Annotated in this window: 21 protein-coding genes; 1 reads left to right on the top strand and 20 read right to left on the bottom strand. The window is 44.9% G+C overall.

The annotated features are described in order from the left end of the window. Window positions 1-11: 11 nt before the first annotated feature. From lpdA to H539_RS0118205, 4 genes are all read right to left on the bottom strand, one after another. Window positions 12-1,433 (bottom strand): dihydrolipoyl dehydrogenase, encoded by a 1,422-nt coding sequence (gene lpdA, locus H539_RS0118220; protein WP_026694698.1) that lies wholly within the window; start codon window positions 1,431-1,433, stop codon window positions 12-14. Window positions 1,434-1,439: 6 nt separating this feature from the next. After that, window positions 1,440-2,555 carry a butyrate kinase gene (gene buk / locus H539_RS0118215; RefSeq protein ID WP_026694697.1) on the bottom strand — a complete coding sequence of 372 codons (1,116 nt, stop codon included), beginning with the start codon at window positions 2,553-2,555 and terminating at the stop codon, window positions 1,440-1,442. A 75-nt stretch (window positions 2,556-2,630) separates the two neighbouring features. Beyond that, on the bottom strand, window positions 2,631-3,728 hold the full coding sequence (gene bcd, locus H539_RS0118210) for a branched-chain amino acid dehydrogenase (protein ID WP_026694696.1): 1,098 nt from the start codon (window positions 3,726-3,728) through the stop codon (window positions 2,631-2,633). 147 nt (window positions 3,729-3,875) lie between these two features. Beyond that, on the bottom strand, window positions 3,876-5,945 hold the full coding sequence (locus H539_RS0118205; protein WP_026694695.1) for a sigma-54 interaction domain-containing protein: 2,070 nt from the start codon (window positions 5,943-5,945) through the stop codon (window positions 3,876-3,878). Between the two features lie 198 nt (window positions 5,946-6,143). Between H539_RS0118205 and H539_RS0118200 the strand changes: the two genes are divergently transcribed. Continuing rightward, a complete protein-coding gene (locus H539_RS0118200; RefSeq protein ID WP_026694694.1) occupies window positions 6,144-6,413 on the top strand; it encodes a DUF2627 domain-containing protein in 270 nt (89 codons plus the stop codon). A 30-nt stretch (window positions 6,414-6,443) separates the two neighbouring features. Here the strand turns inward: H539_RS0118200 and H539_RS0118195 are convergent, their stop codons facing one another. The 16 genes from H539_RS0118195 to accB all read right to left on the bottom strand — a co-directional run bounded on the left by H539_RS0118195 (window position 6,444) and on the right by accB (window position 22,848). Next, window positions 6,444-7,175 (bottom strand): glycerophosphodiester phosphodiesterase, encoded by a 732-nt coding sequence (locus H539_RS0118195; protein ID WP_026694693.1) that lies wholly within the window; start codon window positions 7,173-7,175, stop codon window positions 6,444-6,446. 221 nt (window positions 7,176-7,396) lie between these two features. Continuing rightward, window positions 7,397-8,167 carry a M23 family metallopeptidase gene (locus H539_RS30250; RefSeq protein WP_051348673.1) on the bottom strand — a complete coding sequence of 257 codons (771 nt, stop codon included), beginning with the start codon at window positions 8,165-8,167 and terminating at the stop codon, window positions 7,397-7,399. Window positions 8,168-8,413: 246 nt separating this feature from the next. Then, window positions 8,414-9,208 carry a sporulation transcription factor Spo0A gene (gene spo0A, locus H539_RS0118185; RefSeq protein ID WP_026694692.1) on the bottom strand — a complete coding sequence of 265 codons (795 nt, stop codon included), beginning with the start codon at window positions 9,206-9,208 and terminating at the stop codon, window positions 8,414-8,416. A gap of 228 nt (window positions 9,209-9,436) precedes the next feature. Next, entirely contained in the window at window positions 9,437-10,738 is a 1,302-nt protein-coding gene (gene spoIVB / locus H539_RS0118180; protein ID WP_081415947.1) for a SpoIVB peptidase, read from the bottom strand. A gap of 317 nt (window positions 10,739-11,055) precedes the next feature. Further along, complete coding sequence (gene recN, locus H539_RS0118175) at window positions 11,056-12,765, bottom strand: DNA repair protein RecN (protein ID WP_026694690.1); 1,710 nt, start codon at window positions 12,763-12,765, stop codon at window positions 11,056-11,058. A gap of 19 nt (window positions 12,766-12,784) precedes the next feature. After that, a complete protein-coding gene (gene ahrC, locus H539_RS0118170) occupies window positions 12,785-13,234 on the bottom strand; it encodes a transcriptional regulator AhrC/ArgR (protein ID WP_026694689.1) in 450 nt (149 codons plus the stop codon). A 253-nt stretch (window positions 13,235-13,487) separates the two neighbouring features. Next, window positions 13,488-14,330, bottom strand: coding sequence for a TlyA family RNA methyltransferase (locus H539_RS0118165; RefSeq protein WP_026694688.1), 843 nt, complete (start codon window positions 14,328-14,330; stop codon window positions 13,488-13,490). A 2-nt stretch (window positions 14,331-14,332) separates the two neighbouring features. Beyond that, complete coding sequence (dxs, locus tag H539_RS0118160) at window positions 14,333-16,225, bottom strand: 1-deoxy-D-xylulose-5-phosphate synthase (RefSeq protein WP_026694687.1); 1,893 nt, start codon at window positions 16,223-16,225, stop codon at window positions 14,333-14,335. 226 nt (window positions 16,226-16,451) lie between these two features. Continuing rightward, entirely contained in the window at window positions 16,452-17,345 is an 894-nt protein-coding gene (locus tag H539_RS0118155; protein WP_026694686.1) for a polyprenyl synthetase family protein, read from the bottom strand. 3 nt (window positions 17,346-17,348) lie between these two features. Further along, on the bottom strand, window positions 17,349-17,582 hold the full coding sequence (xseB, locus tag H539_RS0118150) for an exodeoxyribonuclease VII small subunit (RefSeq protein ID WP_026694685.1): 234 nt from the start codon (window positions 17,580-17,582) through the stop codon (window positions 17,349-17,351). Beyond that, window positions 17,575-18,930: an exodeoxyribonuclease VII large subunit gene (xseA, locus tag H539_RS0118145; protein ID WP_026694684.1), complete on the bottom strand. Its 1,356-nt coding sequence runs from the start codon at window positions 18,928-18,930 to the stop codon at window positions 17,575-17,577. The genes xseB and xseA overlap by 8 nt, the downstream gene beginning before the upstream one ends. 107 nt (window positions 18,931-19,037) lie before the next feature. Then, window positions 19,038-19,904 carry a bifunctional methylenetetrahydrofolate dehydrogenase/methenyltetrahydrofolate cyclohydrolase FolD gene (gene folD, locus H539_RS0118140; RefSeq protein ID WP_026694683.1) on the bottom strand — a complete coding sequence of 289 codons (867 nt, stop codon included), beginning with the start codon at window positions 19,902-19,904 and terminating at the stop codon, window positions 19,038-19,040. 31 nt (window positions 19,905-19,935) lie between these two features. Further along, window positions 19,936-20,328, bottom strand: coding sequence for a transcription antitermination factor NusB (gene nusB, locus H539_RS0118135; protein WP_026694682.1), 393 nt, complete (start codon window positions 20,326-20,328; stop codon window positions 19,936-19,938). A 235-nt stretch (window positions 20,329-20,563) separates the two neighbouring features. Beyond that, window positions 20,564-20,971 carry an Asp23/Gls24 family envelope stress response protein gene (locus H539_RS0118130; RefSeq protein WP_026694681.1) on the bottom strand — a complete coding sequence of 136 codons (408 nt, stop codon included), beginning with the start codon at window positions 20,969-20,971 and terminating at the stop codon, window positions 20,564-20,566. A 24-nt stretch (window positions 20,972-20,995) separates the two neighbouring features. Further along, the gene (accC, locus tag H539_RS0118125; RefSeq protein ID WP_026694680.1) at window positions 20,996-22,348 is read right to left on the bottom strand and encodes an acetyl-CoA carboxylase biotin carboxylase subunit; all 1,353 of its coding nucleotides are present in this window, start codon (window positions 22,346-22,348) and stop codon (window positions 20,996-20,998) included. Window positions 22,349-22,362: 14 nt separating this feature from the next. After that, window positions 22,363-22,848, bottom strand: a complete 486-nt coding sequence (accB, locus tag H539_RS0118120; RefSeq protein WP_026694679.1) for an acetyl-CoA carboxylase biotin carboxyl carrier protein — start codon at window positions 22,846-22,848, stop codon at window positions 22,363-22,365. Window positions 22,849-23,418 lie beyond the last annotated feature (570 nt).

Here is a 23,418-nt window from a genome sequence, read left to right as displayed (position 1 = left end):
ACTTCTAACTATCAGGAATGAATCGCCAGTCCATCCACTGCAAGTGCAGCTTCTCCGATTGCCTCTGACAGGGTCGGATGGGGATGGATGGTATGTCCGATTTCCCATGATGCGGCATCTAGCACCTTGGCCAGGCCCGCTTCAGAAATCATGTCCGTCACATGTGGACCGATCATATGAACTCCAAGGAGATCATCATTTTCTTCATTTGCAATGATCTTTACAAATCCGTCTGATTCGCCATACACCAGGGCCTTTCCGATCACTTTAAACGGAAATTTCCCGGTCTTGATCTTAAAGCCTTTTTCCTTTGCCTCTTCCTCCGTCAAACCTACACTTGCCGCTTCTGGGCTTGAGTAGATGCACTTAGAGACAGCTGTATAGTCAATGGGGGCAGGATTCTTCCCTGCAATGTGCTCCACAGCGGTAATTCCCTCGTGGGAAGCTACATGCGCAAGCTGAAGTCCGCCGATTACATCGCCGATTGCATAAATATGTGATTCCTTTGTCTGATAAAATGCATTGGTCCGTATGTATCCTTTTTCTGTTTCAATATCCGTGTTTTGAAGGCCGATTCCTTCAGTGTTTCCTGCACGCCCTACTGAAACCAGCAATTTCTCTGCCTCATATTGTTTGACCTCTCCATTCACCTCGGCAGATACGGTGACAGAGGAAGAAGCATTCAGGGTTTCTGGAAGGACTTTAGCATTAGTCACGATCACGACGCCCTTTTTCTTCATGAGCCGCTGCATTTCCTTTGAAATCTCTCGATCCTCAGTCGGGACAATTCGGTCTGCATATTCTATAACCGTTACCTTCACTCCAAAATCTGACATCATGGAAGCCCATTCGATGCCGATCACACCTCCGCCGACAATGATGAGGGACTCAGGCAATTTCTCAAGCATCAATGCCTCATCTGAAGTAAGGACCTTCTCCCCGTCAATTTCCAGTCCCGGCAATGTTCTCGGCCTGGAGCCAGTAGCAATGATGACGTTTTTCGGAATCAGCATTTCGTTTTCTCCGCCGTTGTTCATTTCGACTGAAATGGTCCCGGGCATAGGGGAAAAAATAGATGGGCCCAGGATTCGTCCAAGACCTTCATAAACATCGATTTTCCCTTTTTTTATGAGAAATTGGACTCCCTTGTGAAGCTGGTCCACAATTCCGTTCTTTCTCTCCTGTACCTTTAAAAAGTTTAAAGTTACTTCTCCGGTTTCCACACCGAACTCACTGCTTTTTTTGGCAGTTTTATATACCTCGGCGCTCCTCAGCAAAGCTTTGGAGGGAATGCACCCCTTATGCAGGCATGTACCGCCAAGTTTGCCTTTCTCAACGATAGCGGTCTTGAGCCCAAGCTGTGCAGCACGGATAGCCGCTACATAGCCGCCGGTTCCTCCGCCCAATATTACCAAATCATACTCGTTTGCCATGTCATTTTACACTCCTTTCTTAGATGCTGCTTTTTTTCGTTTTTTTGAATAATCCTTTGCCTCTTCTTCCCCGTTCAATACGCGCAGAGCGCCCTCGGCCAGGGCCTGAAGTTCATTTTCTCCAGGATATACCAGACAATCAGCAATCCAGTTCACCCTTCTGGTGATTTCTTTCACCAGGCTTTTTCCATATGAAAGCTCTCCTGTGAAAACAATGGCATCCACCCTGCCCTCAAGTACCGTGCTCTGGGCTCCTATCTCCTTTGCTACCTGACAGGCCATAGCTGAATAGAGCTGTGCTGCTTCTGAATTTCCGGCAGCAATCATTTCCTCTACTTTAACCGCATCATCTGTGCCAAGATAGCCGGCAAGACCTCCCCGCCCGGCAAGCATTTGCATAATTTCCTCACGATCATAACGGCCGGAGAAGCACAGCCTCACCAGGTCCCCGGACGGAACGGTACCCGCTCTTTCAGGACTGAAAGGCCCTTCTCCGTGAAGGCCGTTATTGACATCGATTACTCTGCCTTTCCTATGGGCTCCGATGGTGATGCCTCCAGCCATGTGGACGATAATCAGATTCAGTGACTCATAAGAGCTTCCCAATTCCTTCGCAGCTCTTCTAGCAGCTGCCTTATGGTTGAGGGCATGGAAAATACTCTTTCTTTCTATCAAGGGGAAACCGGAAACCCTTGCAGGCGGCTCCAGCTCATCCACTACTACCGGATCGACGATAAAAGCAGGAATATTTAATCCCCTTGCAATTTCACAGGCGATTGGAGCACCAAGATTCGAAGAATGCTGGCCATTAAAGGCCTCTTTTAAATCCTTCAGCATTTCCCGGCTGACCAAGTACGTCCCGCCTTCTATCGGCCAGAGGAGTCCGCCGCTGGCGCAGACAGCCTCCAGTTTTGAAATGTTGATTCCTTCTTCATCAAGGGCTTCCAGAACAGCCTTTTTCCTAAATTCGTATTGGTCAAAGATATATTTATATTCCTTTATCTGACTGGCTTCATGCCTGATGGTCCTTTCCAGGATCGGGACTTTATCATCAAATATCCCTATTTTTGTGGAGGCAGAACCGGGTCTGATGGCAAGGATACGTTTGCAGTGCTCCTGCATGCTTCATACCTCCAGTTATCGGATGCTGAAAAAAGGATGACAGGCCTTTGGGATATCCTCCGGAGTTCCAGCGCATCAGCGGCGGCGGTTTAAAATATGTTTTCCGTTTTGAAGATAGAGATTAGTTGAAGTTCTTACACTTTCGATCCGCTCTTCTGCCATACGGTCAGCTGCTTTGTAGGTAGGGATGCCGTCGCGTTTTGCGATATCGATTACTTTTTCGATGTTGTTATAAATCAATTCAACCTTTTTCATGGCACGCTCGCGGTTATAGCCGTAGAGCTCATCAGCAACATTAATTACTCCGCCGGCATTAATAACATAATCTGGGGCATATACGATACCCATCTCATGGATCTTGTCTCCGTGGCGTGTTTCCTTCAGCTGATTGTTTGCTGCACCGGCAATGACCTTGGCTTTCAGCTGGGGAATGGTATCGTCATTGATTACAGCTCCTAAAGCACATGGAGCGTAAATATCACATTCCACTCCGTAAATATCAGCAGGATCTACAGCTTTTGCACCAAATTCTTCTACGGCCATTTGAACTGCTTCTTTATTGATATCGGTTACGATTAAGTTTGCTCCTTCTTCGTGCAGGTGCCGGCAGAGATTATAAGCGACATTTCCTACCCCTTGGACAGCAATGACTTTCCCTTCCAGTGAATCGCTCCCGAAAGCAGCTTTGGCGGCAGCCTTCATCCCTCTGTATACTCCGTAGGCTGTTACTGGAGATGGATTGCCTGAAGAACCGAAGGCAGGGGAGATACCAGTCACAAAGTCTGTTTCTTCATGGATTATATCCATGTCAGCGACCGTCGTACCAACATCCTCTGCTGTGATATAACGTCCATTCAAACCCTGGATATACCGGCCGAATGCCCTGAACATAGCTTCATTTTTATCTTTTTTAGGATCGCCGATGATGACCGTCTTTCCTCCGCCGAGATTAAGTCCTGCGGCAGCATTTTTATAAGTCATACCCTTAGCAAGCCTCAATGCATCTTCAATCGCTGCTTCTTCACTCTCATAGGTCCACATGCGGGTACCGCCGAGCGCTGGCCCTAAAGTTGTGTCATGGATGGCAATGATTGCTTTCAATCCGGAGCGTTTATCCTGGCAGAAAACCACCTGTTCGTAATCGTATGTTTCGAGATATTTAAAAATTTCCACGTCTGAATCCTCCAATATAGTGTTTTTAACATTCATTTTGTCAGTAGCATCCGTTTAGCTTATTGCAAGTTCCATGCCAACTTTTCAGACTTCATTTATTAAGGATTCGCCCCGAAGACCCTTGCAGAAATTTGCAAACCCTGCAATTTATTGCATGCTGATATCTTCAAGATGATATTTTTCTAATTTGTAATATAAACTTCTGATTGATATCCCCAGGGATTTGGCAGCAGCCGTTTTATTGCCTTTGTGGTGTTTCAGGGTTTCTTTAAGGACATTCGCCTCAAATGCTTCCACTTGTTCAGACAATGGCTGTTTCATGCTCATTGGCTCGGGTAGATTTATTTCTCCAATCTTATCTCCAGGATCCGATAATTCAGGAAGATGGGAAAAATCGATCCAGGTTTCATGCAATTTCATGAAAATCATGGCCCTCCCAAGGATGTTTTCCAACTCCCTCACATTTCCAGGCCAGCTGTAAAGCTTTAGTTTCGTAAGGGCACTCTCTGTTATGCCTTCAATATTGCGGCCATATTCTTGATTCAGCTTGTGAATCAGAAATTTGCATAATGGCTCAATATCCTCACGGCGATTCCTGAGCGGTGATATGTGGATGGGCATTCTGTTCAGCCTGAAGTATAAATCTTCACGGAAATTGCCGTTCATAATCGCTTTTTCCAAATTCACATTTGTCGCTGCAATGATCCGGACATTGATTGGCAGGGGCTTTGTTCCTCCCACCTTCATAATTTCCCGTTCCTGAAGGACTCTTAAGAGCTTCGCCTGGGTCCCGAGGGAGATTTCACCTATTTCATCAAGAAAAATACTGCCATTGTTCGCTTCCTCAAATAGACCTCTTTTTCCTCCGCGTCTCGCTCCTGAGAAAGCACCCTCTTCATAGCCGAAAAGCTCACTTTCCAGCAGGGATTCAGACAGCGCCGCACAGTTTACTCTGACAAATTTATTGTACTTCCTGTCACTTCCATTATGGATCGCATGGGCAAAGAGCTCTTTTCCAGTCCCTGACTCACCCCTTAACAAAATGGTTGCAGGAGTCTGGGCTGCGAGCTTTGCCTGCCCTATGGCAATCTCCATTTCTTCTGAAACACCAATAATATCATCAAACAGATACTTGGCTTCCAGTGTCCTGATGATTTGCCTTGCACGGTCAAGCTCCCTGGTCAGGCTTTGGATTTCTGACATGTCATGGATGACTCCGACGCTTCCCTGAAGTCTCCCGTCCACAATGATGGGGGCAACGTTGACGATCACTTCTTTTTTATTGGGCCCAACCCTCATTTTTGCGCCGCGGAACGTCCTGCGTGTCTTGAGCACCTGCATATGAATGCTCTCCCCTTCTGAGATGTCGGCTGTTGCAGGCTTCCCGATTACTTCATCTTCCTTCAATCCTGTCAGCCTTGTATAGGCCGGATTAATCAGAGTTCCTCTGCCGTTTTCATCAACCACCGAAATCGCCTCGTCACTCGAATGTATGATCGCCTGAAGCATAACCTGAATGGATTTTAAGTTGGTGATTTCTTCTGCCAAATTCACGACCTCTGTAATGTCTTTAAAAACAGCAAAGGCCCCGACGCTCTTTCCGCTTTCATCTAAGAGCGGCACACGGGTTGTGATAATCTTTGTTCCGTTTTCAAGCATCTGCTCTTTATTTGCTTCAATTCTGTGGCTGCGGAGGATTTTCGGCAGCCTGCTAGTCGGGATGACTTCCAGGATATTCTTTCCCATAGCCTCCCAGGCAGAAACTCCGATAATCCTTTCAGCACTTTTATTGAAAAGAGTAATATGGTTTTTCGTATCAACGACAATCATGCCGTCATCTGTTGAGTTAAAAATTAAGTCATGCTTATAGGACTGCTCCTTAAGCTCCGAAATCAAATTTTCCTTTTCCGAAAAGACATCCGCCAGCAATTTTGCGACGGTGCCAGGCACAAGAACAGTATCAGCCCATTTGCTTTTCCTGATACTCCTAAATACATCGTCATCCCCGGTTACCTCAATAATGATATCAAGGTCTGGCGTAATATACTCCTCCCACTTTGTTCCGGTCGCTATGCCTAAACTCTTTGCAAGGAGAATCCCGGGAGCATCGCTGTTTGTGTCCACGACTGCAATTACAGTGAGGGATTCAGTTTCCCGAAGAATCTTCAGTATAGCCTTTCCACCATTTCCTGCACCTACTACCAATACCTTCTGCATCCTAACCCCTCACTCTGCTGCGAGTCATGCAATTTTCTTCACACTAGTTTGTGCAATTTTTTTCATAACAGTTAAATTTTATTCTATTTATGTACTCCTTGACAAATTTTTATTATATTTTATGATTTTGATAGCGACTTTTTTAAATGATGGCAATTTTCAACCAATACGCCTTAGGGCTTAAGGAAGGGACAACTTATGAAGCGATTGATTGCAGTTCTGATCCTTTTTATCCCCGGCGCTTTTGCTGTTTATGGAATAAAGCTGATGAGAGATATGCTGTTCGCCATACTTCAGCCGCCATTTCCGGCACTGTGGCTTCAATTTATCTGCGGCTTGCTTTTCTTTGCAGGCGGACTCGGGTTTGTCTCTGGATTTATCTTCTACAGGGACCGCAAACGAAATAAAGTCCAGGACAAATTCAGAAAAAGTGTCCGGCCGCTTCCCACCAGGTCAAAAGCCGAATAGAAAAAGCTGGCCCCATATGGAGCCAGCTTTTTATTGTTTATAGGTATTCCGCAATTTTACAGCTCTTTCAGGAAAGTCGGTGATAATAGCACTGCAGTTCAAGGCAAATAGTTTTCTGATTTGCCCATCCGTGTTCACCGTGTAAGGCCGGACAGCTACCCCTGCGTTCATGGATTCAAGCACGATCTCATCATTTATGGTTTTGATGCTGGGATGGATTGCCGCTGCACGCAGAGCTTTTGCATATACCCACGGCATGTACAAGCCATTGCTGTATAAGGGAGCGATTTCGATTTCAGGTGCCAGGCTATAGCAATGCACCAGGCTGTAATGATTAAAGGATGACAGGATCATTCTTTTTTCAAAACCGAAGGACTTAATCATCCCTATTAATTTTTCTTCCATCCCGGGATACCTATATCCTCCATTCTTCAATTCAATATTACAAAGGAGGGTCGTATCCCTCATCCAGGAAAAAAACTCCTCTAGGGAAGGTATACTTGTACGGCCGTAATCAGCTGAAAATTTGTGGCTGGCATCGTACGTTTGGATCTCCTTTAACGTCATCTCCCTGACAATGCCTTTTCCCGTAGTAGTCCTATCGATCGTTTCATCATGGATGATGACGAGATGTCCGTCTTTAGTTAGATGAACGTCCATCTCAATCCCATCGGCCCCGCTCTTTAATGCTTCCTGAAAAGAAAGCATGGTATTTTCTGGATGTGTTCCTGCTGAACCTCTGTGTGCATAGATTTGAGTCACCCTAGTGTACCTCCTTATCATACCCATCGCATAAAGGCTGCTTCAATTTTTGGATAAGTGTAATCTAAGTTTATAGGCATTCCGAACTTTTTATAACTCCTTCATTTTATCATGGACAGCCCCTTTGCTTAAAAGAAAGCTATATGGGCAAAGTCTAAAATTTATCAGCATGTTAAAGAAAAAAAGACCCGGTTCCAAAAAAACCAGTCCTTCTGATGATGTCAGCAGGAATCAATGATTTTCGCGCCTGATTCCGCCCCTCCGCATACATTAATCTTTCCAAAGGCCCCCGTTATAATCGTATAGACATCCCTATCTGGATTTCCGACAATTCGATATCGCTTCCCTGCCTGCTTCCTCAGATTTAAATAGCCGATCTCATTCCCCGCTGCCGCAGCCTTATCAAGAGGGTATACCTTCCAGTACCCTTCAGACGGAATCTCAATCAGCTTTACTCCGGAGTCTTTCTTTTTCCTTACCATTTCTCCTATATAATCTTTAGGGTCGAGCGCATTAACTCCTGAAGCCGTCCATTTACCCCTGTGTATTTCAAAATGAAGATGCTGCCTTTCAGCTGAACCTGTTGTGCCCATATAGCCAATGACTTGTCCCTGCTTTACCCATTCACCCAAACTAAATTTCCTGGACCCTTTTCTCAAATGAGCATATACCGTTTCAAAAGGCTGTCCATTCAGCTCATGGAAAATAAAGATTACTTCCCCATATTTTCCGGACACACATGAGCGGGAAATGATGCCGTCAGCAGCTGCTTTTACGGAAACATTCCCGCCGATTGCCAGATCGATTCCAAGATGCTTAGGTTCACCGCTGCAAAAGGGGGTTATTAAAGTTCCAAGAGAAGGCATAATAAAATCCATGAATTCACTCCCTGAAACCAGAATTACTATATCGTATGCCAAAACGGACAGGCTGAACAGGCTGTCCGCCTGCTCAGGAAAAATAATCGGGAGGATTTGAAAGAGTTTATCCATTCAATTACACACACAGCCCTGCTTCTTCTCCGTTGGATCTCTTTACAAAATAAAAGGCCAGCCTTAAATAGACTGACGCAATACGTGTACTATAACCAAGCGAATACAGTAATAAGGTGAAAAAAGTTGTAAAAGGTTATCGGTATTGTCACGGTAATTTCATCGGAACAGGACCAAGACATTCATCGCATTTAAGCCGCCAAATTCTCGATTAAAATTCCCGTCAAATCCTACCGCCTAACGCCTTCAACTGGCGTTCGCTTCCAGGCGGAGCTTGTCCGCAACCATGGCAATGAACTCTGAATTGGTCGGCTTTGCTTTCGTCATGCTCACTGTATAGCCGAATAGGGATGAAATTGAATCAATATTCCCCCTGCTCCAGGCTACTTCGATCGCATGGCGGATGGCCCGCTCTACACGGCTTGCTGTTGTATTGTATTTTTTGGCGATATCAGGATAAAGTACTTTGGTAATGGATCCCAATAGTTCAATGTCATTAAAAACCATCGAAATGGCTTCCCTCAAATATAAATACCCTTTGATATGGGCAGGTACACCGATTTCATGAATGATGCTTGTTATGCTGGCATCCAGATTTTTCGGTTTAGATTCCACAGAAGAGGACTTATAAGAAAAGGATGATGACTTTTTAATAAAAGAATTGCCTTTTCCGCTGATCTGGCGGATATGGCTGGCAAGTGCGTCCATATCGAAAGGCTTAAGTATGAAATAGGATGCGCCGAGATCCACCGCTTTTTTCGTGACATCTTCTTGTCCGAAGGCAGTCAGCATAATTACCTGAGGCATGCTGCTCATCTCAAGGTCGCGCATCCGCTCCAGCACCCCAAGACCATCCAAATGCGGCATAATGATATCCAGAATGAGAACATCCGGCTCCACTTGTGCCAGCATCTGCAGGCATTCCTGGCCATTATGTGCTACTCCGGCTACTTCCATATCATCTTGAGACGAAATATATTCTTCAAGGAGCCCAACTAATTCCCTGTTATCATCCACTACACATACTTTTATTTTCTTCAACCTGGGTTTCCTCCTCTATTCGGTCCTACTGTCTATTTTCTATTGTAGTTTAAGTTTTCGACAATGCAACTCAAAATCCTTTTTAATTTTAAAAAAATAGAAAAAATAACATATTATCTTAGTTTTTCTTCTGTTTTCTCTCATTTTCGACTGAATTCGATTTCATCCTCTATGATTGTCGAAATATTTTTCGACTAAGACATAGAAAAAGCAGGCACAGGTGCCTGCTTAACTTGCCCTTGAATTCGCCTGCCCGCCTTCATAAATATTGATGCCTGCCTCGGAAAGCATCCATTCTATATGGACAGCATAGCCGCTTGTTGGGTCATTTACGAATACGTGTGTCACTGCACCAACCAGCTTTCCTTTTTGGATGATCGGACTCCCGCTCATTCCCTGGACAATCCCGCCGGTTTTATCCAGCAGCCTTGGATCTGTCACTTTAATGACCATCCCTTTTGTGGCAGGGAACTTTTGAGGTATTGTACTGACAATTTCAATACCATATTTTTCCACTTTATCTCCATCGACCACTGTAAGTATCTGGGCCGGCCCTTCCTTTACCTCATGGGAAAGAGTGATGGGGATGGCTTTATCCATGATATGGTTGTCAATTCCAGTATTCAGCCTGCCAAATATTCCAAAGGAACTATTTTTATTGATATCTCCGATGATTTTATGATCGGACGAGAAACGGGCCAGCTTTTCACCGGGGTCTCCATGCGATCCTTTTTCAATCGAAGTTACGGTAGATCTTACAATCTGTCCATCCTTCACCACGATCGGGCGCTTGGTATCCATATCTGAAATAACATGACCCAGTGCCCCGTATTTCTTGGATTTAGGCTCAACAAAGGTCATTGTACCGATGCCTGCCGCCGAATCCCTAATATACAGACCGAGCTTATAATGATCCTCAGATTGTTCCTTCAGCGGCATTAAATTGGTTTTAAACTGTTTATGGGAGCGGAATATTTCAAGCCTCAGCGGTTTATGCGCTTCTCCGGCCTGCTGGACAAGCGGCGCCACATCCTCCATCCGCTTTATATGTTTTCCGTTGATTTCAGTAATAATGTCTCCGACGCGTACTCCGGCTATTTCACCTGGAGATTTTTTACCGCTGGAGGTGGTTACTAAATGATGCCCCACAACCAGGACTCCCAGCGTGTTTAATTTTACACCGATGGACTGTCCGCCCGGAATCACTTTAAAATCCTTCAATACCTGTACATCGACTTTTTTTACAGGAAATCCTGCAAAATCGAGGAGCAGCTCGTTAGTACCCGGCTTGTCCGCATCCAGTGTCAACAGATTTCTGCTGTCATGGATGCTTATATTATTTCCATCTGAAACAGATGCTGTAACAGATAAACCTTTTGGAATTTTATAATTCTCTCCCTCAAATAACACAATCTTATTTGGTATTGTGACATAACTCTTTATGGAATGATTAAAACCCAGTAGTAAAAGTGAAACAAGGAGAAGACCGCCAATAATCCTTCTAATCCAAACTGCTTTCAAACCTTTCACTCTCCTCGCTTCTAGTCCACACTCACTTTATGGCTACAGCTTTAATTTAGCCTAGAAAAGGGCCATTTATAACCCCGGAGAGAAATAAAAGCTATCCGTTTATGGATAGTATTTGCAAAAATGAAAAAATATAATAGAGGAAAGGAAGCGAGGTTTGGGCAGTGTTTTGGAATTAAATTAAAATATTCGGAACACTGCCAAAGGGAAAAGGCCAGCCTTTAAAAAAAGACTGGATCTCCATCGGGCTCTAGAGCTTCCTAAAAAAAGAAAGCCCTCAGAAGTCTTGTCTGACAAGACCCTGAAAGCTTATTATCTCCTTACGCACTTTTTATCTGGCTGGCCAGCTGAAGCAGCTCTCTGGCATGCTCCTTTGTTAATTCTGTGATCTCGACTCCAGAAATCATCCGGCCAATTTCTCTGATTTTTTCATCCTGGCTCAAAGCATGAACCTTCGTCCTCGTTCTTCCGCTGAGGGTCTGTTTGGAAATGAACAGATGAGTATCGGCCATGGCAGCTACCTGAGGAAGATGTGAGATGCATAAAACCTGTGAGCCGACAGATACTTTGTATATCTTCTCTGCCATGGACTGGGCAACCCGGCCGCTGACGCCGGTATCCACTTCATCAAAGATGATGGAGGTGATGCCCTGATGCTCTGAGAAGATATTCTTCAGGGCAAGTATGATCCTCGACAGCTCGCCGCCTGAAGCAATTTTAGAAAGAGGCTTCAGAGGTTCTCCAGGGTTTGTGGAGATATAAAACTCCACCACATCCATTCCGTCTTTTTGGATTCTTTCATTCATACCTCCGTGCTCTGAGGCAGACTGAAGAAACTCCACATTGAACACTGTTTTTTCCATATATAAATCCTTGAGTTCTTTATGAATCTGCCCCACCAGTTTTTTGGCATATTTCTGCCTGATTATGGAGAGATTCTTCGCCTCGACGAGCAGATCCTTCCGTATGGAAGCCATTTCTTTTTCGATTTTGGCAATATGCGTTTCCCGATTCAAAAGTGTTTCGATTTCCTCTTCGATTCCAGCCGCATATTCCAGGATATCTTCGACCGTTTTTCCGTATTTCCTCTTTAGTCCATTGATTTCATTCAGCCTTCCTTCAATGAAGTCCAGCCTCACTGGATCAAATTCCAGGGAATCGAGCTGATTCCTGATCTCAGATATTGCATCCTCCAGAAGATAAAAACTATTGGCTACATTCTCATTCAGGCCATCAAAGGATGAATCAAGCGAAGCTGCTTCTTCGAGGTCATTCATGGCCATTCCGATAAAATCCAGACCTTTTTGCTCCCCGCCTAAAGAATGATAGGCAGCCTGAAGACTGGCATGAATCCTCTCAAAGTTGGAAATACGCTGTCTTTCTTCATATAGTTCTTCATCTTCTTTAAGCTTCAAATCTGACTTTGTGATTTCATCAAACTGAAATTGAAGTAAATCCAGCCTGTGAGCCATCTGCTGTTCATCCTTATTTAAGGATTTAAGCTGCTTGACAGCCTGTTCGTAACGCTTATAAAGCTCCTGATACTCCTTCAGGGCTGCCGCTGCCTCCCTGCCTCCAAAATGATCCAGAAGCGGGAGGTGCAGATCCGGGTTCATCAATTCCTGATGCTCATTCTGGCTGTGGATATCCACCAGGGCACCGCCAATCTCTCTCAAAACGGCGATGGTAACAAGCTTCCCATTTACCCGGCAGACACTTTTCCCCGAGCTGGAAATGTCCCTTCTAAGTACGGCCATCCCATCACCGGCATCAATGCCGAATTCCGTTAACTTCTGGATGACCTGATGGTTCTCGCCTTCAATTAAAAATAATCCTTCAAGTTCAGCTTTATCTTCCCCGTGACGGACGAATTCAGAGGATCCCCTGCCGCCGATCAAAAGGTTTATGGCATCGATAATAATGGATTTCCCTGCCCCTGTTTCCCCCGTCAGCACAGTCAGTCCCTTCTCAAATGAAATCGATAGAGACTCGATGATCGCAAAGTTTTTGATTGATAATTCCGCTAACAAATCCCGCACCTCACCTTTTTTAGAGCATATCCAGGAACTTGTCCCTGATCGTCATGGTATCATCCGGCGTCCGGCAGATAATCAGGCAGGTGTCATCTCCACAGATGGTACCCATAATCTCTTCCCAATCCAGATTGTCTATAAGCGCACCAATCGCCTGAGCGTTGCCGGGAAGGGTCTTCATGACCAGGAAGTGGCTTGCAGAATCAATCCGTACAAAGGCGTCCATGAGATTCCGCTTCAGCTTTTGAAGGGGATTAAAGCGCTGATCTGCCGGAAGGCTGTACTTATAGCGGCCGTCCATTAATGGAACCTTTACCAGATGAAGTTCTTTTATATCCCTGGATACCGTCGCCTGTGTGACATTGTACCCGCCATTCTTCAATTCATCTACCAGGTCGTCCTGTGTTTCAATATCATTATTGGCAATAATTTCTCTTATTTTAATATGGCGTTGCCCTTTATTCATAGTAATCCGCGCACCTCTCGAATTTCACTTATATACATGTATGTTAGCGTTTTTTGCCGGATTGTACAATCTTTCGAGACTCATTATGTTTAATCCTTCCCCTGCAATCTGCCTAAAACTCAGGAACAGCATTCAAAAAAGAGGCGGTCAAACAGATAGAGCCTCGGGAAGCCTAAATCCTGCTGTTACACTTCCTGCAAGAAATCCAAAAGCTTCATAGTCCGTACCTGTTTATCCAGCCTCAATTTGTGCCTCAATCGGCTTTATTTTCTTTTAATTCTTTAAAGGTCTGATGCGCTTCCTCGGCCACTTGATCCAGAGTGCCATCCAGCGCCATGGTTCCTGCTTCCTTCCCATTCCACTGTAAATGGAGAAGGAATTCGATATTCCCATCTCCTCCTGTAATAGGGGAGAAGGAAGCTCCCTGCACATCATAGCCTTCCTTCACGGCGAAATCAGCAATCTTGTGAAGGACCTCTTTATGCACCTTGATATCCCTGACGATCCCTTTTTTGCCTACCTGCTCCCTGCCGGCTTCAAATTGCGGCTTAACCAGCGCCACTATATCCGATCCAGGCACAAGCAGCGTTTTTAATACAGGAAGTATGAGAGTCAGCGATATAAAGGAAACATCGATGGAAGCAAAATCCGGCATTTCGCCTGCAAGGTCAGCAGGTGTAACATACCGAAAGTTCGTTCTTTCCATTACAATGACCCTCGGATCCTGACGCAGCTTCCATGCCAGCTGATTATATCCAACATCCAATGCATAGGACTGCTTTGCCCCATTCTGAAGGGCGCAGTCCGTAAAACCGCCGGTTGATGATCCAATATCAAGAAGAACCTTCCCGTTAACATCCACTTCGAAAACCTTGAGTGCCTTTTCCAGCTTCAAGCCTCCCCGGGAAACATAAGGCATGACTTTGCCTTTAATGGTCAGGGGCGCATCTTCCGGAATTTTTTCACCCGGCTTATCAAGGCGCACTTCATTGGAATAAACGAGACCGGCCATTATGGATCTTTTTGCTTTTTCTCTAGTTTCTGACAGACCTCTTTCTACAAGAAGTACATCCAATCGTTCTTTTCTTATTTTCATATTCAAGCCCTTTTTTGCTTTTTAGGTAATATCTTTATCAGCTTACGAACTGCGGAATTTACAGTGAAATTGATCTCTTCGAGCAGCTGGTCCACATCGCCATGCTCGATGAACTGATCAGGTATTCCCATCCGGCTGATGACCTGGGAAGAGAAACCATTCTCTTCGGCGAATTCAAGGACCGCACTTCCAAAGCCCCCTTGAAGAATTGCTTCTTCGATGGTCAGGACAGGCATTCCATCTTTGAATATCTCTGTGAGCATCTGCTCATCTAGAGGCTTAATAAACCGTGCATTCACTACTTTTATAGAATATCCTTGTTTCTCAAGAAGATCGGCTGCCTCAAGGGCCATGCCAATGGTGGTCCCAAAGGTAAGAATGCAGGCATCCTTCCCGTCCTTCAGCACCTCCCATGTACCAATCGGAATGGACTTTAATTCTTTATCCATTTCTACCCCAAGACCGTTTCCGCGTGGGAACCTCATGGCAATAGGGCCGTCATTATACGTTAATGAAGTATATACCATATGCTGCCCTTCATTTTCATCCTTCGGCATCATCAGCACAAGGTTTGGCATGTGGCGAAGGAAGGCGATGTCGAACACACCCTGATGAGTTTCCCCATCGGCACCGACAAGCCCTGCTCGATCAATGCCTATGAAGACATTGAGATTCTGTCTGCATACATCGTGCAGCATCTGATCGTATGCCCTTTGCAGGAAGGTTGAATAAATGGCCAAAAATGGCTTCATATCCTGAGATGCAAGGCTGGCGGCTACGGTTACGGCATGCTGTTCGGCAATCCCGACATCAAACATGCGGTCAGGAAACTCCCTGGCAAAGTTCTCAAGCTTGGATCCTACCGGCATGGCAGGAGTAATGGCCACGATTCTTTCGTCTTCCCGAGCCATCTGGCGGACCGTTTCACTGACAAGCGAGCTCCAGGATGGAGCAGCGGCAGCAGGCTTGACGAAAGCACCTGTTTCCGTTTTGTAGGGACCCGTACCATGCCAGGTCCCGATTTTATCGTTCTCGGCAGGATAATAGCCTTTCCCTTTTTTGGTGATCACATGCAGCAATACTGGTCCGCCTGTTTTCTTTGCATATCTGAGCTGCTCGAATAACGCTTCATAATTATGTCCATCCACAGGTCCCAGGTACGTAAAACCAAGTTCCTCAAAGAACATGCCGGATACAAGAAGGTACTTGACCGTATCTTTTATTCTTTCTGCTGTTGCCGCAAGCTTACCGCCTACAGCAGGGATTTTCTTCAGAAGAAGTTCAAGCTCCTCCTTGGCCCAGTTATACTTTCCAGCTGTCCTTAGACGCCCAAGAACATTATGAAGAGCACCGACATTCGGTGCTATGGACATTTCATTGTCATTCAAAATCACAATCATGTCTTTTTTCTCAGAGCCAATATGGTTCAATGCTTCCAGTGCCATTCCCCCGGTCAGGGCACCATCGCCGATCACCGGAAGGACAAAGCTTTTTTCCTTCTTCAGATCCCTTGCAATCGCCATGCCCATTGCAGACGATAAGGAAGTGGAGCTGTGGCCTGTTTCCCACACGTCGTGCTCACTTTCGGAGCGCTTCGGGAATCCGCATAAGCCTTTGAACTTTCTAAGCGAATCGAATTCACCGGCGCGGCCGGTTAATATTTTATGAACGTAAGATTGATGGCCGACATCCCAGATGATTTTATCCTTTGGGCTGTTAAACTCTCTATGAAGGGCAATGGTCAATTCAACCACCCCTAAATTCGGTCCAATATGTCCGCCTGTCTTTGAAAGCTTTTCAATAAGGAAATCCCTTATTTCCTGGCTCAAACCCTCAAGTTCATCTATATTTAATTTTTTTAAAAAGGAAGGGTCCTTTATAGATAGAAGATCCAAACTGGATCACTCACTTTCATTTCGGTTTCTTTCCACTTGTTTTTTCTCCACTGTCCTAATTATAAACAACTGTTTTATTAACTCAAGCTATTTTCCATCACTTTAAGGACCGATAAGGAAAAAACCGTTAGCACCAAAGTGATAACGGCAGCGGCCGAAGCCAAAAAGCAGAAAAAAATCCGAATTTCTAATAACGATATTATACCACAATTATAATAAATTTAATTCAATAATCTCTCTGGGCCACCATATCAGTGATTTCCATAAGAATTTCAGCATCCAGTCCCGTTTCCAGCAGATCCTGTTTCGCCAGGCTGATATGGTGATGGAGCTTCTCTTTTGCCCCTTCCAGGGTAAGGAGAGATGGATATGTGTTCTTGTTATTATGAACGTCGCTGCCCACCGGCTTTCCTATTTTCTCTTCCAGGCCTTCGATATCAAGGATGTCATCCCTGATTTGGAAGGCGAGGCCCAGATGATAGGAAAAATTCTGAAGCTTATTTTTAGCTTCAATGGAAGCCTCTGCAAGAACGGCTCCCATCAGCACACTGGCGGTGAGAAGCCTTCCTGTTTTATTTTCGTGTATATACACCAGCTCACCAAGCTCGAGTGTCTTTCCCTCCGCCTCAATGTCAGCCGTCTGGCCCCCTACCATTCCCTCGGGCCCTGCAGCTGCAGCAAGCTCCCGGATCAGTGCTACAACGACAGATGGAGAGGCATCCTCTGGTTTCATTTTTGTGATTACCTGAAAGGCATAGGTGAGAAGCGCGTCTCCTGCAAGGATGGCTGCCGCTTCCCCAAATACTTTATGATTTGTTGGTTTTCCCCTTCGCAGATCATCATTATCCATACTTGGAAGATCATCGTGAATCAATGAGTAGGTGTGGATCATTTCAACGGCAGCCGCCGGGAGAATTCCAGCCTCCGGATTTCTTCCAAAAGCGTTTAAGACCGCAAGAACGAGCAGAGGCCTTATTCTCTTGCCTCCTGCATTTAATGAATAAAGCATGGCGTCCTTTAATACCGAAGGCGCCTCAAGCATGTCAACCTGCTTTCGTGCTTCTTCCTCAAGAATGGGTATATATTGGTTGGCAAAATCTTTAAACAAGGAAGAAGTCAATGTTTACTCCTCCTCGGCCTGTGAGAAATCCTTAAGCTGCCCGTCTTCGCTTAAGATTTGAGTAAGCTGATTTTCTACTGATTTTAATTTTGTATGACAGACCCTTGAAAGGTCCATCCCTTCTTTATAGATTGCGATGGCCTTTTCTAATGGCACTTCACCATCCTCTAGCTGCTCCACTATTTTTTCAAGCTTCTCCATTGCCTCTTCAAAGCTTAACTCTTTTTCTTCACTCATCTATCGGTCTCTCCTTTTTTTGTTCTACTGTACAAAATAGCTCTCCATCCTTCAGGCGGACAGACATCTTATCCCCCGGCGCCACGGTTTCGATTGTCTTGATCAATTCATTTTGTTCTGTGTAGGCCAGGCTGTATCCTTTATCCATGATCTTTAGCGGGCTTCTTGCATCCAGGGCCGAAGCCTGATAGAGAAAGCGCTGCAGTTTGGCCTTATAAATAGCGTCCATGCTCCGGTTCAGCATTTTGGCCTGGGCGGCCAGCTTAGAATGGGCGGCTTCAAGCATCCCCTCTGGATCTCTTCGTTTAAGTCCGGCAGCGAGTCTTTGAACTTCCTCTTTCTTGCGGGTGAAGTACTTTTCAAAGCCCTTATGGAACCTTTCCTTTGCACGGTCCAGCTGCTCTACTTTTTGTTCATACAGCCGTCGGGGATATCTGAACGCATAGGATTTTTCAAGAGTCTGCAGCCTGTTCAGATTGGAAGAGAGCTGCTTCTGGATTTCCCGTGTCATCCGGTTTTTCTGGTTAATGATCCTCTCCAGAACCTCGTTGATGTGGGGTACTGCAAGCTCCGCAGCCGCAGTAGGTGTAGGCGCTCTGAGATCGGCCGCAAAATCAGCGATCGTAAAGTCCGTTTCATGGCCGACTGCAGAGATGACTGGAATCTTCGATTGAAAAATCGCACGGGCTACGATTTCCTCATTGAAAGCCCATAATTCCTCGATCGAACCGCCGCCTCGGCCCATGATTAAAATATCGGTTTCCCCGCGGCTGTTTGCCGTTTCAATGGCCTTCCTGATGGATGGAGCTGCCTGTGTGCCTTGAACAAGGGCTGGATAGATGACAATGTCCGCAACGGGATATCTCCTTTTTAGGGTTGTCAGAATGTCTCGGATTGCAGCGCCAGTCGGAGAGGTTATTACCCCTATAGATGCAGGATATGGAGGCAGTTTTTTCTTATACTTTTGCAGAAAAAGCCCTTCCTTTTCAAGCTTTCCCTTCAATTGCTCATAGGCAAGATAAAGCTCCCCAATCCCGTCCGGAGCCATCTCCTTAACATAAACCTGATACTGGCCGCTTGGCTCGTAGACCGTTATATCGCCCCGAATCAGCACATGCATGCCATTTTCGGGAACAAACTTCATGCCTGTCCTGTAGGTTTGAAACATCACAGCTAGAATTCTGGATTTTTCATCCTTCAGGGTAAAATACATATGGCCGCTGGAATGCTGCTTAAGGTTGGAAATTTCTCCTTTTATGTACATATCCTGAAGATGGGGATCGGCATCGAATTTTCTTTTTATATATTTAGTTAGTGCATGAATCGTTAAATAAATAGGCTGCTTCATGATAAACTCCCATTTCTTTGGTACCAGCTTTGTTCCATTTCACAAGAAAAGCTGTCTATTTGCTATTATAAAGCAATCAGACAGCTTCGTTTAGTTTTTTAGGAAGATTACGCGTTAATTTTATTTCCATCAAGCAGTTTTGCTGATTTTAATGTATTAAATAACAGCATGGTAATAGTCATCGGACCTACACCGCCAGGTACAGGGGTGATATATCCGGCTTTTTCTTTGACTTCTGCAAAGTCCACGTCGCCGCAGAGCTTTCCCTGACTATTCCGGTTCATGGCCACATCGATGACAACTGCTCCATCTTTCACATGTTCAGCTGTTATAAGGTTTTCCCTACCTGCGGCAGCAATAAGGATGTCCGCCTGGCTGGTGATGGCTGCCAGATCCTTGGTTTTGGAATGGCAGTAAGTCACAGTCGCATTTTTATTCAGGAAAAGCTGGCCTACAGGCTTTCCTACAATATTGCTTCTTCCTACAACCACTACATGGCTGCCCGCCGGGTCAATGTTTATGTATTCAACCATTTTGATAATCCCATAAGGAGTACATGGATAAAATGTATCCTGGCCAGTCATCATTTTCCCAATATTAATAGGATGGAAGCCGTCGACATCCTTTTCGGGCGATATGGTTTCGATGATCTCTATTTCATTAATATGCTTAGGGAGGGGAAGCTGAACCAATATTCCGTGAATCGCAGGATCCGAGTTCAGCTCCTTGATTTTGCTAACCAGTTCATTATGGCTCACTGTTTCAGGAAGCTCAATCTTCAGTGAATAAATGCCTAGTTCCGCGCATGCTTTTTCTTTCATCCCAACGTAGGTTCTCGATGCCTGATTTTCGCCAACCAGCACAACTGCTAAACCTGGAACAATATTCTGCTCCTTCAATTCCCTGACTTCGCTTTGAATCTGTTTTCGGATTTCCACAGCAATTTCTTTACCGTTTATGATTGTAGCAGTCATTTCCCTTCCCCTTTTCTATTTATATTTTACTTCAGCTGTCCAGTCCGTCTTTTACTTTCGATAGAACGGCGTTCACAAATTTAGCGGACTGATCGTCCCCAAAGACTTTTGCGATTTCGATGGCTTCGTCCAGAACCACGTTAATGGGTACGTCTTTGGAATATTTCATTTCAAACACGGCAAGGCGCAGCAGATTTCGGTCAATGGCAGCAAGTCTTTCAAGCTTCCAGTTTTCTAAATTCGCTTTAATGATTCCATCAATGGTTTCCTGATTCTCTGCCGTACCCGTAACCAAAGTCTCGAAATATTCGTCTTTTTCTAAACCATCGAGGACGTTTTCCATTGCTTCCTGGACTTCCGCCTTACCGACTTCTATTTGAAAAAGAGCCTGCAAAGCCTTTTCTCTTGCGGTTCTTCTTTTCATTGTATAACTCCTTTACATATTAAATCAATTTATTAAAATATAGCATAAACGAACAATATAAGGTAGGGCTCCGATAAATATTAGGAAAATTCATTTTATTTCACTTCCAAGTGAGCAACATTTAAAAGAGCCGCTATTAGGGCATTCCTATTCTATTTTGCACCAAAAGAAACATTCCAAACCAAAGCCCCGCAAGCTGATAAAAAAAGAAAAAACCAAAGGCAGATGCCTTTGGTTACATTTCCTGCTCGTACTCCACTTCAGGCTTTTGGTTTTCAAACTGAATGCCGACAATATGGACATTGACTTCTTCAGGTTCCAGAGCGGTCATATTAATCAAAGCCTGACGGATATTGTCCTGTACCTCACCAGCAACCTTTGGAATCGAGACACCAAACTTCATGGTGCAATACACATCAATCTTGATGCCTTCCTCGGCAAGGTCGACCCTGACTCCCTTGCCATGGTTTTTCTTGCCAAGCCTTTCAACAACACCGGAGGCAAAGTTGCCGCGCATCGTGGCGACTCCTTCCACCTCATGGGCAGCAATGCCTGCAATGACTTCAATGACTTCCGGAGCAATCTCGACTTTCCCAAGTCCTTTATGGTTATTCATTTCAAGAGTAGATTGGTTTTCGCTCAATATAAAGCACCCCCTGTAACTTCATTATGAATTCATTACATCATAGATTTCAAGGAATTTTGTGTTAAAATTCCCATCCACAAATGTTTCATGCTGAAGGAGTTTTTGGTGAAACGGAATAGTAGAATGAATCCCATCAACCACAAATTCCCCTAACGCCCTTTTCATCCGGTTTATTGCCTCTTCTCTAGTTTTGCCATGGACAATCAGTTTGGCAATCATAGAATCATAATACGGAGGAATGCTATAACCCGGATATGCGGCTGAATCCACACGGACTCCATAGCCGCCCGGCGGGAGATACATTTCAATCTTTCCAGCAGACGGCATAAAGTTTTTAAGCGGATTCTCCGCATTAATGCGGCATTCAATCGCCCAGCCATCGAATGTTACATCCTCTTGTTTCAAGGACAGCTTCTCACCCGAAGCCACTCTGATCTGCTCCTTGATCAAGTCTACACCCGTCACCATTTCAGTGACAGGATGCTCAACCTGAATCCTGGTGTTCATTTCCATAAAGTAAAATGTATTTTCTTTACTGTCAAAAATAAATTCTACCGTTCCGGCACCTGTATAATCGACCGCTTGGGCGGCCTTTACCGCTGCCTGTCCCATTGCATCGCGGGTTTCACTGTCCAGCGCTGGTGAAGGAGACTCCTCAAGGAGCTTCTGCATCCGCCGCTGAATTGTACAGTCACGTTCACCAAGATGGATCACGCTGCCAAAGCTGTCAGCCATGACTTGAATTTCAACATGCCTGAAATCTTCGATGAACTTTTCTATATATACCCCAGGATTGCCGAAAGCAGTCATAGCTTCCTGCTGGGTAACCTGGATCCCCTTTACCAATTCTTCTTCTGTACGGGCAACCCGGATTCCTTTACCGCCGCCGCCGGCAGTGGCCTTAATGATGACAGGAAAACCAATGGTTTCTGCTAATGCAAGAGCTTCCTCCGTATCTTTAATGATCCCTTGAGATCCTGGTACGATTGGAACTCCAGCTGCTTTCATCGTTTCCCTGGCTACATCCTTTGTTCCCATTTTGGAAATAGCCTCTGGTGACGGACCCACAAACGTGATGCCGCACTCTCGGCAAAGCTCAGCAAATGCTGAGTTTTCCGCTAAAAATCCGTAGCCGGGATGAATGGCATCGGCCCCTGTCAGTGTGGCAGTAGAAATAATATTTGTAAAGCTTAAATAGCTGTCTTTTGAAGCCTTCGGTCCGATGCAGTACGCTTCATCCGCCATCTGAACATGAAGGGCTTCTCTATCCGCTTCAGAGTAAACTGCGACAGTCTCAATGCCGAGCTCTTTACAGGCCCGGATGACCCGCACCGCAATTTCTCCTCTATTTGCAATCAAAAGCTTTTTTATCATAGTATAAACGCTCCTTACTCAGGCTTGACTAAAAATAACGGCTGGCCATATTCAACAAGCTGGCCGTCCTTTACAAGAATCTCTGCAATTTCACCGTTGACTTCTGCTTCAATTTCGTTGAAAAGCTTCATTGCCTCAACTATGCAGACAACACTATTCTTGGAAACCCTGGAACCTTCCCTGACATAGTCGTCAGCTTCCGGTGATGGAGACGAATAAAAAGTTCCTACCATCGGTGATGTAATGGTATGTAAATTCTCGGCAGCCGGCTGTTCTTTCTTTTCCGCCGCTGCTTCTTGTACAGCTGGAGCTTGTGCCGCAGGAACTGCTGCAGGTCTTGTCATTTCAACAGGAGCTGCAGGCTGGACAAATACTGTTCCAGCTGCTGGCTCAGCATTCTTTTTCATTTTTATTTTTGCACCATCAAGTTCAAATTCAAATTCATCAATGCTGGATTGATCTACCAGTTTAATCAGTTCACGAATCTCTTGTACCTTCAAAACTTCGCACCCCTTGTCTTTTTTAGCTAATCGTATCGTATTTTTTGACTCACAGCAAAATGGCATAAAAAAAACCATCCAGGTTTTTAAGATTACTGTCTTTTTTAAGACTAGCTATTAATATCATACGATAATACCTTGTCCAAATTCAATAAGGAGCTCCGTGGAATCATAATTGAACATAAATTCTTTTGTTTTTATCCTAAAAATATCCTTTATTTCCAGATAGAGTTTTCCGTTTATAGGCCTCTCTTAAATTTTGCTAAAACCTGCCTGTTTTCATACATCGGAACAAAAAATAAGCCGCCTGCGGAAAGACTGACTTTCAACAGACGGCTATCGTTATAATTTATCCATCCATTTGTGTCGGGTCTCTGCCTGCTAATAATTACGGAGAATAATTGGTTCCTGCATCAATGTGCCTTAAATACATCTTATTTAGCAGGCACCGCTTTCCGCTTTTTATTTAATCCAACTCCGAACTGCCATCCTCGAGTCATAAGCCAGGCTGTCTATGGGAAGAAGACCGCTTCCCACAGCCACCCCGTCTTATGCTTGTCGGATGGCTGC

This window comes from Peribacillus kribbensis DSM 17871 (genome assembly GCF_000430765.1).
GTDB lineage: Bacteria > Bacillota > Bacilli > Bacillales > DSM-1321 > Paraperibacillus > Paraperibacillus kribbensis.
Note: the sequence above shows the minus strand (reverse complement) of the source record. Positions and strands in the feature narration are given on the sequence as shown.

Bases quoted from the DNA above. Each gene is read 5' to 3' on its own strand.
- ahrC (WP_026694689.1), bottom strand. From the start codon at position 13,234: ATGAATAAAGGGCAACGCCATATTAAAATAAGAGAAATTATTGCCAAT.
- H539_RS0118205 (WP_026694695.1), bottom strand. From the start codon at position 5,945: ATGCAGAAGGTATTGGTAGTAGGTGCAGGAAATGGTGGAAAGGCTATA.
- xseB (WP_026694685.1), bottom strand. From the start codon at position 17,582: ATGAGTGAAGAAAAAGAGTTAAGCTTTGAAGAGGCAATGGAGAAGCTT.
- H539_RS0118200 (WP_026694694.1), top strand. From the start codon at position 6,144: ATGAAGCGATTGATTGCAGTTCTGATCCTTTTTATCCCCGGCGCTTTT.
- accC (WP_026694680.1), bottom strand. From the start codon at position 22,348: ATGATAAAAAAGCTTTTGATTGCAAATAGAGGAGAAATTGCGGTGCGG.
- buk (WP_026694697.1), bottom strand. From the start codon at position 2,555: ATGCAGGAGCACTGCAAACGTATCCTTGCCATCAGACCCGGTTCTGCC.
- folD (WP_026694683.1), bottom strand. From the start codon at position 19,904: ATGACTGCTACAATCATAAACGGTAAAGAAATTGCTGTGGAAATCCGA.
- H539_RS30250 (WP_051348673.1), bottom strand. From the start codon at position 8,167: ATGGATAAACTCTTTCAAATCCTCCCGATTATTTTTCCTGAGCAGGCG.
- xseA (WP_026694684.1), bottom strand. From the start codon at position 18,930: ATGAAGCAGCCTATTTATTTAACGATTCATGCACTAACTAAATATATA.
- nusB (WP_026694682.1), bottom strand. From the start codon at position 20,328: ATGAAAAGAAGAACCGCAAGAGAAAAGGCTTTGCAGGCTCTTTTTCAA.
- lpdA (WP_026694698.1), bottom strand. From the start codon at position 1,433: ATGGCAAACGAGTATGATTTGGTAATATTGGGCGGAGGAACCGGCGGC.
- H539_RS0118165 (WP_026694688.1), bottom strand. From the start codon at position 14,330: ATGAAAATAAGAAAAGAACGATTGGATGTACTTCTTGTAGAAAGAGGT.